This window comes from Nostocoides vanveenii (assembly GCF_039531165.1).
In the GTDB taxonomy this organism is placed as follows: domain Bacteria; phylum Actinomycetota; class Actinomycetes; order Actinomycetales; family Dermatophilaceae; genus Nostocoides_A; species Nostocoides_A vanveenii.
Genome location: NZ_BAAAPN010000106.1, coordinates 24570 through 38111 on the forward strand (window position 1 = coordinate 24570; position 13542 = coordinate 38111).

14 protein-coding genes are annotated in these 13542 nt (G+C 70.7%); 8 read left to right on the forward strand and 6 right to left on the reverse strand.

Features of this window, described 5'->3' with window-relative positions; genetic code table 11:
* Nucleotides 1-22: 22 nt before the first annotated feature.
* Entirely contained in the window at nucleotides 23-859 is an 837-nt protein-coding gene (locus tag ABD209_RS18765; RefSeq protein WP_344069327.1) for a PIG-L deacetylase family protein, read from the reverse strand.
* A gap of 68 nt (nucleotides 860-927) precedes the next feature.
* Here ABD209_RS18765 and ABD209_RS18770 point away from each other — a divergent pair, with 68 nt between their 5' ends.
* Nucleotides 928-2052 (forward strand): glycosyltransferase family 4 protein, encoded by a 1125-nt coding sequence (locus ABD209_RS18770; RefSeq protein WP_324387695.1) that lies wholly within the window; start codon nucleotides 928-930, stop codon nucleotides 2050-2052.
* On the forward strand, nucleotides 2049-2777 hold the full coding sequence (locus ABD209_RS18775) for an NUDIX hydrolase (RefSeq protein WP_344069330.1): 729 nt from the start codon (nucleotides 2049-2051) through the stop codon (nucleotides 2775-2777). The genes ABD209_RS18770 and ABD209_RS18775 overlap by 4 nt, the downstream gene beginning before the upstream one ends.
* On the opposite strand, the gene ABD209_RS18780 is transcribed toward ABD209_RS18775, so the two are convergent.
* Both ABD209_RS18780 and ABD209_RS18785 read right to left on the reverse strand, forming a co-directional pair.
* Entirely contained in the window at nucleotides 2737-3042 is a 306-nt protein-coding gene (locus ABD209_RS18780; RefSeq protein WP_344069333.1) for a hypothetical protein, read from the reverse strand. The genes ABD209_RS18775 and ABD209_RS18780 overlap by 41 nt on opposite strands.
* Complete coding sequence (locus ABD209_RS18785) at nucleotides 3039-4364, reverse strand: PspC domain-containing protein (protein ID WP_344069335.1); 1326 nt, start codon at nucleotides 4362-4364, stop codon at nucleotides 3039-3041. Before ABD209_RS18785 ends, ABD209_RS18780 begins: the two co-directional genes overlap by 4 nt.
* A gap of 124 nt (nucleotides 4365-4488) precedes the next feature.
* Between ABD209_RS18785 and ABD209_RS18790 the strand changes: the two genes are divergently transcribed.
* The 4 genes from ABD209_RS18790 to ABD209_RS18805 all read left to right on the forward strand — a co-directional run bounded on the left by ABD209_RS18790 (nucleotide 4489) and on the right by ABD209_RS18805 (nucleotide 8081).
* Complete coding sequence (locus tag ABD209_RS18790) at nucleotides 4489-5718, forward strand: ATP-binding protein (RefSeq protein WP_344069338.1); 1230 nt, start codon at nucleotides 4489-4491, stop codon at nucleotides 5716-5718.
* Nucleotides 5718-6416, forward strand: a complete 699-nt coding sequence (locus tag ABD209_RS18795) for a response regulator transcription factor (RefSeq protein WP_324388173.1) — start codon at nucleotides 5718-5720, stop codon at nucleotides 6414-6416. The genes ABD209_RS18790 and ABD209_RS18795 overlap by 1 nt, the downstream gene beginning before the upstream one ends.
* Complete coding sequence (locus ABD209_RS18800; protein ID WP_344069341.1) at nucleotides 6416-7645, forward strand: glycoside hydrolase family 32 protein; 1230 nt, start codon at nucleotides 6416-6418, stop codon at nucleotides 7643-7645. Before ABD209_RS18795 ends, ABD209_RS18800 begins: the two co-directional genes overlap by 1 nt.
* 61 nt (nucleotides 7646-7706) lie before the next feature.
* Nucleotides 7707-8081 carry a hypothetical protein gene (locus tag ABD209_RS18805; RefSeq protein WP_344069344.1) on the forward strand — a complete coding sequence of 125 codons (375 nt, stop codon included), beginning with the start codon at nucleotides 7707-7709 and terminating at the stop codon, nucleotides 8079-8081.
* A gap of 94 nt (nucleotides 8082-8175) precedes the next feature.
* On the opposite strand, the gene ABD209_RS18810 is transcribed toward ABD209_RS18805, so the two are convergent.
* The 3 genes from ABD209_RS18810 to ABD209_RS18820 are packed head-to-tail and all read right to left on the reverse strand — an operon-like array spanning nucleotide 8176 to nucleotide 10195.
* Nucleotides 8176-9147, reverse strand: a complete 972-nt coding sequence (locus tag ABD209_RS18810; protein ID WP_344069347.1) for a quinone oxidoreductase family protein — start codon at nucleotides 9145-9147, stop codon at nucleotides 8176-8178.
* Nucleotides 9144-9641: a GNAT family N-acetyltransferase gene (locus tag ABD209_RS18815; protein WP_324386682.1), complete on the reverse strand. Its 498-nt coding sequence runs from the start codon at nucleotides 9639-9641 to the stop codon at nucleotides 9144-9146. Before ABD209_RS18815 ends, ABD209_RS18810 begins: the two co-directional genes overlap by 4 nt.
* Nucleotides 9638-10195, reverse strand: a complete 558-nt coding sequence (locus ABD209_RS18820) for a GNAT family N-acetyltransferase (protein ID WP_344069351.1) — start codon at nucleotides 10193-10195, stop codon at nucleotides 9638-9640. The genes ABD209_RS18815 and ABD209_RS18820 overlap by 4 nt, the downstream gene beginning before the upstream one ends.
* Before the next feature lie 61 nt (nucleotides 10196-10256).
* On the opposite strand from ABD209_RS18820, the gene ABD209_RS18825 reads away from it, so the two are divergent.
* Entirely contained in the window at nucleotides 10257-10922 is a 666-nt protein-coding gene (locus tag ABD209_RS18825; RefSeq protein ID WP_344069354.1) for a DUF2461 domain-containing protein, read from the forward strand.
* Nucleotides 10923-11059: 137 nt separating this feature from the next.
* Nucleotides 11060-13504 carry a DNA helicase PcrA gene (gene pcrA / locus ABD209_RS18830; protein ID WP_344069357.1) on the forward strand — a complete coding sequence of 815 codons (2445 nt, stop codon included), beginning with the start codon at nucleotides 11060-11062 and terminating at the stop codon, nucleotides 13502-13504.
* Nucleotides 13505-13542: the final 38 nt, after the last annotated feature.

Here is a 13542-nt window from a genome sequence, read left to right on the forward strand (position 1 = left end):
CGACTGGCGTCAGCGCTCGCGGTCATCCCAGCCCCGCGAAGATGCCGCGCCGGATCGGCGCACCCAGGGGCAGCGCGGGATCCCGGAACCATTCCCGCCCGAAGATCAGGTCGTAGGCCGGCCGCGGAATCCGCAAGAAGGCCGCCAGCGTGCGATCCGCACCATCAGCGCTGGCCTGCGAGGCGTGAGCTCGCATCGAGGCGCGCTTCGCGGCGGCATACCGGATCACGTCGATGCGGTGCGTGATGTCGCGCCGCGGACTGTATGCCGTGGTGAACGCGTGGATGTCGAACTCCGGGGGGTAGCGGTAGACCCGGGCGGAGGCCCGGACCGCCGCAGCGAGTAGGTCTCGGGGGATCGTGGCCTCCAGCACCGGCGTCCCGGACAGCGCAGCCGCAGCCGCCCCGACCTCGTGGACGCGCACGTGGTCGCGATGGCCGTACCCCCCGCGGGCATCATACGAAAGCAGGACGTCGGCACGCTCCTCGGCCAGCAGGGACGCTAGCCGCCGGGCGGCCTCGTCCAGGGGGGCGGCAACGAAGGGCACCCGGTCCCCGGTGGGCGGGGGCACCGGCCCGCCCATCCCCGAATCGGCGTATCCGAGCCAGACCACCCGCGCCACGCCGAGGGCGGCTGCACTGGCCCGGGCCTCGTCCAGGCGGCGCGACCCCAGGCCCGGGCCGTCGTGAAAGTCACTGGCCGCCAGCCCCTGACCGCCGTCGGTGGCCAGCGCAAGGACCACCCGGTGGCCCTGGGCGGCCGCCTTGGCCATCGTGCCCGCGGTCAAGAGGGCTTCGTCGTCGGGATGCGCGTGAAAGGCGACGAGCGTGCGCTTCGGCACCGTCGCGGACCCCCTCATGACTCGACATCCTTGCCTACCCCAGGGCCTGCCGAGCGCAGGCGCTGACGCATGGCAGGCTGATCCACATGAAAGTCGCCCTGCTTTCCGACTGCTACCCGCCGCGGCTGGGAGGAATCGAGACCCAGGTGCGTGATCTCGGGCGGGCCCTGCTCGCGCAGGGGCACGAGGTGCACGTCTATACCGCGACCCCGGGGATCGACGAACACCGCGGCCGCAGCTGGGAGGACGACGAGGGCGTGCACGTCCACCGGGTCACCATGCATGTGCCCTTCGGGGTCCCGGTCAACCCGCGCGCGCCGAAGCTCATCCGCGGCGAACTCGCGGAGTTCGACATCGCCCACGTCCACATGGGCGTGATCGCGCCGTTCGCGCACGACCTGACCAAGCTCTCGCTCGACCTCGGCTTGCCCACCGCGATCACCTGGCACTCGGTGCTCGGCCAGGGCAGCCTGACCGTCCTGCGTCAACTGGGCTGGGCGCGCGAGTGGGCCCAGCGCGGTGCCACCCTGACGGCCGTGTCGTCGATGGCCGCCGACCGGGTGCGAGCGGCGGTCGGTGACCCCGGCATCGAGGTCGGCGTGCTGCCGAATGGCATCTCGATTCCCGACTGGAGCCTGGCGCGCGGACGCCGCCCGGACGACGCTCCCGTGCAGATCGTGACGGCTCTGCGCTTCGCCCTCCGCAAACGGATTCTCCCGTTGATTCGGATGCTCCGCGAGGTCCGTCGACGCGTCCCAGAGGAAATTCCTTTCACGGCAACCGTCTTCGGCAATGGACCCTATCTCGCTCCGGCCCGCGCGCTGACGACGGCCGAGGACCGCACGTGGCTCAACCTCGCCGGCCGCGTCGCGCGACCGGTGCTCGCCCAGACGTATGCCGATTCCGACCTCTACTTCGCCCCTACTCGTCTCGAGGCCTTCGGAATCGCCGCCCTCGAGGCGCGCACCGCCGGGCTGCCGGTCGTGGCATTGCGCGGCTCCGGCGTCGAGGACTTCATCACGAACGAGGAGAACGGGCTGCTGGCCAAAGACGACGACGCGCTCGTGGATGCGGCCGTCCGGCTGGTCACCGACCATCACCTGCGCCACCGGCTCCGGGAACACAACCTGACGGTGCCGCCCGCCCAGGGCTGGGACAGCGTGGTGCAGCAGTCTCTCGCCGAATACCGCCGGGCCGGTGCCCGAGGGTGACGCGCCCGATCCGCATCGAGGGCGAGACCGTGGCGGGTGAGATCGTCACGGCCTTCGTGCTGACCCACGGTGGCGACCCGAGCACCGAGTTGGCCGAGCGGGGTTGGAGTCTGATCGGGCCGGTCGCGGCTTTCACGCCAGCTGACTCGGACGAGGTGATCATCCGCGTGCGGGTGGCTGCGGACCTCGGTGCGGGAGAACGGCATACGACCTGGACGGCGGGCCACGCGCCCGAGGCGGTGCCCGCCGGTGTGGTGCCGATCCAGGTGCAGCGGGTGGCGGCGTACGCCGTCGTCGTCCGGGACGCCGATGTGCTGCTGACCCAACTCTCCCATCGGGTCCGCGGCGTGCCCGGCCGATGGACGCTGCCCGGCGGAGGGGTGGAGCCGGGGGAGGACCCGGGCACCGGCCTGCGGCGCGAAGTGTGGGAGGAAACCGGGCAGCACCTGGGCTCGGTCCAATTGATCGACCTGCTGACCGCGCACTGGGTCGGGCAGGGCCCCGACGGGGTCTGGGAGGACTACCAGGTCGTGCGCCTGGTGTATGCCGCATCGGTCCCCGAGCCCGAACCGCTGGTCGTCCACGACGTCGGCGGCACGACCGCGCAGGCGGCGTGGGTGCCGGCACAGGACGTCCTCGCCGGGCGTGCGTCGACCTTGGCGTGGCATCGCTGGCCAGGGTGGCTCAGTCACGGGAGCGGGCGAACGAAGCCAACGCCCCGATGAGCGCGAGTGCCGAGCCCAGGCCGATCAGGACATAGGTGCCGCTGACCTCCCAGGCCGGCAGCCGCCCGGCGAGTTGCCAACAGAGAGTGCCGGCCGCGAGGGCCAGCAGCACGAGCGCGCAGAGCACGGTGCCGAGGGCCGGGCCCCGCGAGGCGGCCCGTTCGTGTCCGGTGGGCGCCGCGGGCGACGCCGTAGACGAGGTTCGCGGCCGGTCGCGGGTGGGCGCGGGCCCGGGATCCGGGAGGTGGCCGGAAAAGTCGGTCACGGCGTGCTCCCCACGATCTTGACGACACCGGCACGCAGGTCGACGGTCACGACGGCCACCAGCGATCCGGTGCCGAAGGTCCGGTGGTAGTCGATATCTCGGACGGGTCGACCCTTCTCGAGCACATCGCCCACGAGGATCTGGCCGAGGAGCACTCGGCCGTCGATCCGGACCGATCCGGTCTTGGGCAGCCGGACGGTGACCTCACCGAGGCCAAGCTCCGTGCTGACCTGCCGTGGGGTCGCCGAGGCATCCGCGGGCAAGTGAGTTAGGTCGATCACCACCGTGCCGACGGCGAGGCGCGTCGATTCACTGCGGGAGCCGGGCGCGACCGTGAGGACCCGATCACCGCTTCCACTGGACCACAGGGGATCGCTCGCGGCGGCGCTGGCGCCCAGCCCCAGGGCGAGCACGAGAGCCAGCAGGGTGCTTAGACCGCCCTTACGCCCGAGCAGGCCGCCGACGAGCAGGACGAGCGCGACGAAGGCGAGTGCGCCGGCCAGGGCGACCGTGCGCGCATCGCCGGGCCAGTGCTGCTGGGCGTGTAGGGCAGCGACGCCGACGCCGAGGACCAAGCTCAGGCCCGCCAAAACGAGCGCGATCGGCGCACTCAGGCGGCGTCGCCGCGGGCGCACGCGTCCGCCGGCCGGGACGGCACCGCCCGCCGGGACGGCCCCGGTGGTCGCGCGCCAGGCCGGGACGGCCCCGGCGGTCGCGGGCTCGGCCGGCGCGGGCCTGGCGGTGCGCGCGGTCGGTGTGGGAGCGTCGGTGGGCGATGGCGCGTCGGTGGGGGACGTCGCGGCGGTGGGCATGCCGGCATACGGAAGCAATCCGCGGCGGCGGGCCACGACGAAGCCCCCGGCCGCGAGCAGGCCCATCAGGACGATCGCGCCGGTGGCGGAACCGGACCCCACTATCCCGCCGCCGAGCAGGGTGTTGACGATCCCGCCGATCAGGAGCAGCCCGCCGACTGCCAAGACGATGCCGGTGACGATCCGGCCTGTGCTGGTGTCCGATTCGGCCTCGATGATGCCGGGGCCGTCGGGGGCCGGCAGCAGCAGCCACGCCAGGGCATACGCCACCAGGCCCGCGCCCGAGATCATGGTCAGCACGATCACGCCGACGCGGATCACCGCCGGGTCGATGCCGAAGCGACGCGACAGGCCGCCGCAGACTCCCCCGACCCAGGCATCGGAGCGCGGGACGCGTCGGACGCCGAGTCGATCGATCGCGCCGAAGAGGTCGGCGAGCAGCCGGTCGTAGTCGTTCTGCGCCGACGTGCCGGCCGGGGGCGGCGATGGCGGCGCAGTGGGGTCAGTCATAAGGCCATCCTCACCCGGGCTCGGTGGGCGCGGGATGCGAGGCCTCCCTGAACGCACCCTGGGCGGTCCCCCGAAATGGCGGCGTCCGGCGCGGCGGGCCGTGCCGCTGGGCGAGACTTGCCCTGTGCCCATCCCGTATGCCGTGCCGCCGACCGCGGAGGTCGCCGACCCGCCGCGGATGGTGCGTCCCGCCCACGGGCGCGTCCTGGCCGGCGTGTGTGCCGGGCTCGCCGAACATCTCGGCCTCCCCGTCGCGTGGGTGCGAGGCTTCGTCGCCGTGCTCATTCTGGCGGGCCCGGGAGTCGTCGGCTACATCCTGCTCTGGGCGCTGACGCCGCAGGAGGCGGATTCGGGCGCGGCTACCGCCGGCCAGCGATGGAGTCTCCGGCAGGCGGGGCCGGCAGCGATGTGGATCGGTATCGCGATGGTCGCCGTTGTCGGGGCGACCTCGGTCCTGCCCCGCTCCGGCGGGGGCCTGGGCATTCTCACGCCCATCCTGATCCTGGCGATCATCGCGGTGATTGGGCTCGCGAGTGCCGATGTGGCACAACGCGATCGCTGGCTCGGCCGGCGCTCGGGATGGCCGGCCCTCGCGCGCCTGGCCGGTGGCCTGATCGCCGTCGTCGTCGGCACCGTCGTGATGCTCAGCGGGGGGACATCGGCCGCGGAGGCCTGGGACATCGTCCTCGCCACCGTGGTGGTGTTGCTCGGGTTCACCCTGCTATTGGCGCCCTGGGTGCTGCGGCTGCTCCACGACGTCGGGGAAGCCCGGACGGCCCGTGCCCTCGCGGACGAACGGGCCGATATCGCCGCCCACTTGCACGACTCGGTGCTTCAGACCTTGGCGCTGATCCAACGCCAAGCCGGCGACGCCACCCGCGTCGCCACGCTCGCCCGCGTGCAGGAACGCGAGTTGCGCACCTATCTCTACGGTGGCGGCAGTGTGGATCAGACGACGCTCAGCGGCGCGCTCGCGGAGGTGATCGATGAGGTCGAGGTCGCCCACGGCATACCGATCGATGTGGTCGTCACGGGGGACTGCCCGCTGGATGAGCATGTGCAGGCGATGGTGCGGGCGCTGCGCGAGGCGCTCCTCAACGCCGCCAACCACGGGGCCGCGCCGATCGCGGCCTATGTCGAGTGCGGACCGGACCGGATCGAGGCCTTTGTGCGCGACCACGGCCCGGGCCTGAATCTCGATGCCATCCCCGAGGATCGGCTCGGCGTGCGCGAGTCGATCCAGGGCCGGATGACGCGCGTCGGCGGCAACGCGAAGGTGCGCCGGCTCGAGCCGGGCACCGAATGGACCTTGACCCTGCCGCGCGTGGCCGCGGCCCCCACCGGAGGAAACTGATGAAAACTGCTCCCGCCCCCACCACGCCAGTGCGTGTCGTCCTCGTCGACGACCACAAGATGTTCCGCACCGGAGTGCGCGCCGAGTTGACCGAAGTGGCGCCCGGCCTGCTCGACATCGTCGGCGAGGCCGCGGACGTCGACACCGCCATCAAGGTGATCCGCGCCGAACTGCCCGATGTGGTCCTGCTCGATGTGCACCTGCCCGGGGGCAATGGCCGCGGCGGTGTCGACGTGCTCCAGGGGTGCGTCGCGGTCGACAGCCGCCGGGGCGTGCCCGTGCGTTTCCTCGCGCTGTCGGTCTCGGATGCGGCGGAGGATGTGCTCGCGGTGATCCGCGCCGGGTCGCGCGGCTATGTCACCAAGTCGATCACCGGGACCGATCTGGCGGCGGCGATCAAGCGGGTCGCGGACGGGGATGCCGTGTTCTCGCCGCGGCTGGCGGGCTTCGTGCTCGACGCCTTCGGTGTTGCGGCCGGCGAGATCGCCGAGGTCGATGAAGAGCTGGACCGGCTCTCCCAGCGCGAGCGCGAAGTGATGCGCCTGATCGCACGAGGATATCAATACAAGGAAGTCGCGCGCGAGTTGTTCATCTCGGTGAAAACCGTTGAGACGCATGTGTCTTCGGTGTTGCGCAAGTTGCAACTGTCGTCCCGGCACGAACTCACCGCCTGGGCGATGGGCCGTAAGCTCATCTAGTGCGCCACGCTCTGCCCGAATATCACATTCGCCCCGGCTACGGCTGGCTCAACGACCCCAACGGAGTGACGCGCTACGCCGATCGCTGGCACGTCTTCTTCCAACACAACGCCGCGGCACCGGTCCACGGCAATATCCAGTGGGGTCATGTCTCCAGCTCGGATCTCGCGTCGTGGACCGAGCACCCGGTCGCCTTCGGGCCGACCGCGGGCGGGCCGGACGCGGGCGGGTGCTGGTCCGGTGTTTTCGCCGGAGACCTCGGCCGGCCAGCGGTGGTCTATTCCGGCATCGCCGGCGAGACCCCGCACAGCACCGTATGCCTGCGGTGGGGCAGCCCGGATCTCCTCGCCTGGTCGGATCCGATCGTCGTGGCCGAGACCCCGTCCGAGCTCGGGGTGGTCGTCATGCGAGACCCCTATGTCTTCACCTTCGAGGGCCGGCGCTGGGCGCTGTTGGGGGCCGAGTTGGAGGGACGTGAGGCCGCTGTCCTGCGATTCTCTTGCGACGACATCCTGGCCTGGCGCTATGAGGGGATTGTCGCGCAGCACTCCGATCCGGTCCTCGACGCGATCCCGGAAGGCGAGATCTGGGAGTGCCCGCAGCTGATCGTGGACGGCGACGCGGCGGCGTTGGTCGTCTCGGTGCAGCGCGACCGGCAGCTCGAAGAAGTGATGTGGGCCGTCGGCCGGCTCGAATCGGAGTCTGGTGCACCGCATTTCCTGGCGTCGACAATCGGTGAGCTTGATCATGGGCGGAGCTTCTATGCCCCGCAGATCGTTGCCGACGATGGGGGAGCGCTGTGCTTGGGCTGGGTCCGCGAACTCGAGCGGCACCCCGCCCCGCCGCCTGTCGCCGGCTGCCTGACCCTGCCGCGCCGGCTGCGGATCGCCGGCCAGGAGGTGGTCAGCGACGTCGACCCGGGCGTGGTGGAGGTGCTGACGCGCGGTGGGGAGACGACGGCGCTGGCGACCGGACGGCATACGGTCTCGGCGGGGCGGGTGGTGGTGAGCGGGCCCGCGCTGCTCAGCGCCGAGGGTGACCCCTCCATCCAACTCGACCTGCCCGCGGGCGGGACGGTCTGGCTGGACGCCGACGTGGCCGAGGCCTTCGTCGACGGGGACGCCCCCACCACCCGGCGCGGGCTGGGGGACTGGGTGCTCGACCTACCGGACGGCTCGGCCGCGGCGTTGACCGAGGTGCGGGCCGAGCAACAGTGGCAGGCGCGCTGACCAGCCATTGGTCGGCGGGCCTGCGCGGGTCTCGGGGGCTTCTCGCCTAAGGTTGGCGCCCGTGGAGATCCTCACCAATGTCCTTGTCCTCATCCATCTGATCGGGATGGCGGCGATCGTCGGCGGCTGGATCAGCCTGCGAGTGCGCGGTGTGGAGTCCGGTCGCGGCCTCTCGGTCGTGGTGTGGGGCGCGCGCTTCCAGATCCTCACCGGGCTCGCCCTGGTCGGCATTCACGAGTCCCAGAAGGACCCGCTCAACCACGCCAAGATCGGGGTCAAGCTGGCCATCGCCCTCGCCTGCGCCGCGTGTGCGGAGATGGCCGCCGCCCGCGCCCGGCGCGGCTCCGGCGACAGCAAGCTCATCGACTACGCCGGCGTGCTCGGCATCCTCAACACCGCCGTGGCCGCCCTGTGGGAGACCAGCGCCAGTTCCTAAACCCTGCTAACAGACGTTAGGTGACGTCGAGCAGGGTAGACCCTGCTGTAGGTCACCTAACGTGTGTTAGCAGGGTTTAGGTATCGGGGGCCGGTCACGGGAGAAGCAGGAGTTTGCCCGTGCTCGCGCGGGACTCCAGCGTGTCGTATGCCGTGGCCGCTTCTGCGAGCGGCCACTCACCCCCGATCTCCAGGTGCAACGAGCCGTCGGCGAGCGCGCCGAGGATCTCCCCGCCCCGCCAGAGCAACTCCTCCCGGTCAAGGACATAGTGCGCCAGGGTCGGCCGGGTCACGAAGAGCGAGCCGCCGGCATTGAGACGCTGCAGATCGAAGGGCGGCACTTGCCCGCTCGCGCCACCGAAGAGCACGAGCATCCCGCGCGGCCGCAGGGAGGCGAGCGAGGCGTCGAAGGTGTCCTTGCCCACGCCGTCATACGCCACGTCGACGCCGCGGCCACCGGTGGCCGCGCGAACGGCGTCGGCCAGATCGTCGGTGTCCCGGTAGTTGATCAGCACATCGGCGCCGAGACCTTCGGCGATCGCCAGCTTCTCGGCAGACCCGGCGGTCGCGATCACCCGGCCACCCTTGGCGGTGATCAACTGCACGAGCAACTGGCCGACGCCCCCGGCGGCGGCGTGGACGAGCGCGATGTCGCCGGGTTGCACGGCATAGGTCGACTTGACCAGGTAGTGCGCGGTCATGCCCTGCAGCATCGCGGCCGCGGCGGTCGTCAGCGGCACTCCGTCCGGCACCGGCACGAGTTGCGCGGCGGGCTGGTTGCTCAGCCCGGCCGCACTGCCGAGCGACATCGCCCAGGCGACGCGATCGCCCGGACGCAGGTCGACCCCGTCACCGACCGCGACGACCTCGCCGGCTCCCTCCATCCCGAGCGTGAACGGCGTGGGGATGGGGTAGACGCCCTGGCGCTGATAGACATCGATGAAGTTCACGCCTGTCGCGGCGACCTTGATCTGGGCCTGTCCTGGCCCCGGCGGTGGGACGTCGACGTCGCGCACCTGCAGCACGTCGCTTCCGCCGTTCGCGGTGACGATCAGGGCCTTAGTCATCGTGCTCCTCCAAGTCGGGTCAGGGTCTCGCCGTCGGCGCGGTAGTCGATCCACTCATCCATCGGGCGGGCGCCGAGAGCGTCGTAGAACTCGATGGCGGGCGTGTTCCACCGCAACACCCACCATTCCAGACGGCGGTAGCCGCGCTCGGTGCAGACGCGGGCGAGTTCGAGGAGGAGTGCCTTGCCCAGTCCGCTGCCGCGGTGCGCCCGGTCGACATAGAGATCCTCGAGGTGGATGCCGGGCTTGCCAGTCCACGTGGAGAAGGTCAAGAACCACACGGCCATGCCGACCACCGCACCGTCCACCTCCGCGACATGGGCGTATGCCGTCGGCGCGCCCGCTCCCGGGAAGAGTGCGGTCGCGAAGTCGGCCTCGGTGGCGTCGACAGCATCGGGCTCGCGCTCGTACACCGCGAGTGCGCGCACCAGCCCCAGGATGGCCGGGACATCGGCGGCCGTCGCGGCTCGAATCGTGGGGCCGGAGCCGATCATCGGGCACTCGATTCGATCCAGTAGCGCCGCACCAGCCGACCGTCGCCCGCGGTCACGGTGCTCTCCAGCCAGCCCCCATTGGCCTCGATGACGCTCGCGGAGCCGAGATTGTCGTCATCACAGGTGACCAGCACCCGGTCCAGCCCGAGATCCGCGCACCTATCGAGCGCCTGCCGAAGGGCCTCGGTCGCATGGCCCTGGCGGCGGGCGCTGGGCCGCACGCTGTAGCCGATGTGGCCACCTTCACGAAGCAGGAAGTCGTTGAGGTCATGCCGGATCGCCAGGGAGCCGACGTACCCGCCCGCCTCGACCAGCCATAGGAAGGTGCACGGCACATACCCGGGCCGCTGGCGCCGGCCGAGGTCGTTCTGGTGAGCGACGAAGCGGGCGAATCCCTCCGCCGTCTCGAGTTCGGCCCGCGTGAACGTGCGGACGGTGCCGTCCGTGTCGACCCGCTCCCAATCGCCGTCGCCGTCGCGGTGGGCATCGCCGAACTCGTCCACGGCGTCGAGATAGGAGCGGTGCAGATCGGTCGTCGGTGCGCGCAGGTCCACCGTTGCCACGGTAGTCGTGAAGGGCGTTCGGCCGCCGGGCAGTCTGCCTAGGCTGGGGGGCGTGAGTCAGTTCACCGGGTTCGGGGCCGAGGCGCTGAGCTTCTACGAGGAGTTGGAACGCGACAACACGCGCGAGTGGTGGCTGGCGCACAAGTCGACGTATGACGCGGCCGTGCGTGCGCCCATCGCCGCGCTCGTCGCGGCTCTCGAACCCGACTTCGGTCCGGCGCACGTCTTCCGGCCCAATCTCGACGTCCGGTTCTCTGCGGACAAGGCGCCCTACAAGACCCACCAGGGCGCCTACTGCGCGACCGAGGCCAAGTCGTACTACTACGTGCACCTCGACGCGGACGGGCTACTGGTCGGGGCCGGCGGCTATCACTTTGCTCCCGACCAACTGGCCCGATTCCGCGGCGCGGTGGACAGCGATCTGGCCGGGCCCGAGTTGGAGAGCATCCTTGCCGCCTTGGAAGCCCAGGGTTTCGAGGCGGGGGGTGAGCTCCTCAAGAGCCGGCCGCGCGGCATACCGGCCGATCATCCGCGGCTGGACCTGGTACGGCACAAGAGCATCACGGTGCGCCGCGGCTTCGGCGCACCCGACTGGATGTTCACGCCCGCCGCGGTCGCGCATGTCCGAGGTGAATGGGAGGCGCTGCGCATCTTCACCGGCTGGCTCGATCAGCATGTGGGGCCGACCGAGGTCGAGGACCGGCACGCTCGGCGTTAGTTGCCGACCAGCTCGGTCTCCCAGACCGGCGGAGCGGCAGAGCGAGGCCGCGGACCGCCACGGACGGCGTTGGGAGCGGCGGCGAGCGCCCATCGTGACCGCCCTGTCGGTGGTCGGACGTAGGGTTGGTGACCGAGATGAGCACCCTTTTCGACGAGCTGCCCGAGTGGTCGGCCGATGTCACGGAGGCCGGCATCCCCGCGTGGGCGATGACGGCCGAGGGCCCTGCGCGCGCCCACCGCGGGGTGGCCGGTCGCGAGGTGGCAGGTGAGGCTCCGGGGCGGGGGGAGGCGCCGGCATACGGGCGGGTGGACGTCGAGAGCCTGCTCGCGGGCCTGAACCCTCAACAACGCGAGGCCGTCGTCCACGACGGGCCGCCGTTGTTGATCGTCGCCGGCGCCGGCTCGGGCAAGACCCGCGTGCTCGCGCATCGCATCGCCTACCTCCTTGGTCACCGGGGCGTCCAGCCCGGGCAGATCCTCGCCATCACCTTCACCAACAAGGCCGCCGCCGAGATGCGCGAGCGTGTGGCGAGCCTGGTCGGGCCGCGCGCCAAGGCCATGTGGGTGATGACCTTCCACTCGGCGTGCGTGCGGATCCTGCGCCACGAGGCGAGCAAGGTCGGCCTGAAGTCGAGCTTCTCGATCTACGACGCGGCCGACAGCCACCGCCTGATGGCCCTGGTCCTGCGCGACATGGACCTCGACCCCAAGCGCTTCAACCCGCGCTCCTTCTCCCACCAGGTCAGCAACCTCAAGAACGACCTCATCGACGAGGACACCTATGCCGCGCGGGTCGGCGAAGAGAACACGGGCACCGAGCAGGAGCGCCTGCTCGCCGAGGCCTACCGCACCTATCAGCGGCGACTGCGGCAGGCCAACGCCCTCGACTTCGACGACCTGATCATGACGACGGTCAACATCCTGCAGACCTTCCCCGATGTGGCCGAGCACTACCGGCGGCGCTTCCGGCACATCTTGGTGGACGAGTACCAGGACACCAATCACGCGCAATATGTCCTGATCCGCGAGCTCGTCGGCGGCGAAGGAGCAACCCGGCGCGACGACCCGGATGCCCCCGTCGTGCCACCCGGCGAACTCGTTGTCGTCGGTGACGCGGACCAGTCGATCTATGCCTTCCGCGGTGCGACGATCCGCAATATCGAGGAGTTCGAGGAGGACTATCCGCACGCTAAAGTCGTTCTGCTGGAACAGAACTACCGCTCGACGCAGACCATCCTGCGCGCCGCGAACGCCGTCATCCGGCGCAATCAGGGTCGGCGCGAGAAGACCCTGTGGTCCGAGGCCGGCGACGGCTCGGCGATCGTCGGCTATGTCGGGGACTCCGAGCACGACGAGGCGGCCTTCGTCGCGCGGCGCATCGACACGCTCGGCGACGAGTCCGGGGTGCAGCCGAAGGATGTCGCGGTCTTCTATCGCACCAATGCGCAGTCACGGGCCCTCGAAGAGGTCTTCATCCGCGTCGGTTTGCCCTACAAGGTCGTCGGCGGCACCCGGTTCTACGAGCGACGTGAGATCAAGGACGCGCTCGCCTATCTGCGTGTCCTGGCCAACCCGGCGGACACGATCAACCTGCGACGGATTCTCAATGTCCCCAAGCGGGGGATCGGTGACCGGGCGGAGGCGTGCGTGGCCGCGCTGGCCGAACGTGAGCGGATCCCCTTCATCGCCGCCCTCGGCCGGGCGGCGGATGCCCCCGGCATCGCCACCCGCTCGGTCGCCGCGATTGACGGGTTCACCGGGATGCTCGAGCGGCTGCGGCTGGTCCGTGACGAGGGGAACGGCGTCGCCCCGCTGCTCGAGGCCGTGCTCGACCAGAGCGGGTATGTCGCGGAGTTGCGCGCCAGCCGCGACCCCCAAGACGAGACACGCCTGGAGAACTTGCGCGAGTTGCTTTCCGTCGCAACGGAGTTCGACGAAGTCCGGATCGAGACGGGTGAGGTGATCGCGCTCGACGACTTCCTCGAGCAGGTGTCGCTGGTCGCCGACGCGGACGAGATCCCGGACACCGAGGACGGCGGCGGCGTCGTGACGCTGATGACACTGCATACGGCCAAGGGGCTGGAGTTCCCGGTCGTCTTCCTCACCGGCCTCGAGGACGGCACGTTCCCGCACCTGCGCTCGATGAACGACGAGAAGGAGATGGAGGAGGAGCGCCGCCTGGCGTATGTCGGCATCACCCGCGCCCGCGAACGCCTCCACGTCACCCGCGCGTCCGTCCGGCGCGCGTGGGGTGCACCGCAGTACCATCCCGCCTCGCGCTTCCTCGACGAGATCCCCCACGAGCTGATCGACTGGGAGCGGCTGGAGGTCGAGCCCCGGCGATCCTTCGAATCGCCCTCGCTGGCGCGCCTCGCGGCGCGCCCGGGCGTGCGCTCACCCGGCACCAAGCCGGTGTTGGCGCTCAAGGCGGGCGACCGGGTCTCGCACGACAGCTTCGGGCTGGGCACCGTGGTGCGCATCGACGGGCAGGGCGACAAAACCCAGGCGCACGTCGATTTCGGTGGGGACGCCGGCCTCAAGCGGCTCCTGCTGCGTTACGCCCCGCTGGTGAAGTTGTAGACCCCGCCGCGACGGGCGTGGGCCAGGCTGGTTGAGGC

Excerpts from the sequence above, each read along its gene's own strand:
- ABD209_RS18765 (WP_344069327.1), bottom strand. The coding sequence starts at position 859 with ATGAGGGGGTCCGCGACGGTGCCGAAGCGCACGCTCGTCGCCTTTCAC.
- ABD209_RS18770 (WP_324387695.1), top strand. The coding sequence starts at position 928 with ATGAAAGTCGCCCTGCTTTCCGACTGCTACCCGCCGCGGCTGGGAGGA.
- ABD209_RS18785 (WP_344069335.1), bottom strand. The coding sequence starts at position 4,364 with ATGACTGACCCCACTGCGCCGCCATCGCCGCCCCCGGCCGGCACGTCG.
- ABD209_RS18795 (WP_324388173.1), top strand. The coding sequence starts at position 5,718 with ATGAAAACTGCTCCCGCCCCCACCACGCCAGTGCGTGTCGTCCTCGTC.
- ABD209_RS18810 (WP_344069347.1), bottom strand. The coding sequence starts at position 9,147 with ATGACTAAGGCCCTGATCGTCACCGCGAACGGCGGAAGCGACGTGCTG.
- ABD209_RS18815 (WP_324386682.1), bottom strand. The coding sequence starts at position 9,641 with ATGATCGGCTCCGGCCCCACGATTCGAGCCGCGACGGCCGCCGATGTC.
- pcrA (WP_344069357.1), top strand. The coding sequence starts at position 11,060 with ATGAGCACCCTTTTCGACGAGCTGCCCGAGTGGTCGGCCGATGTCACG.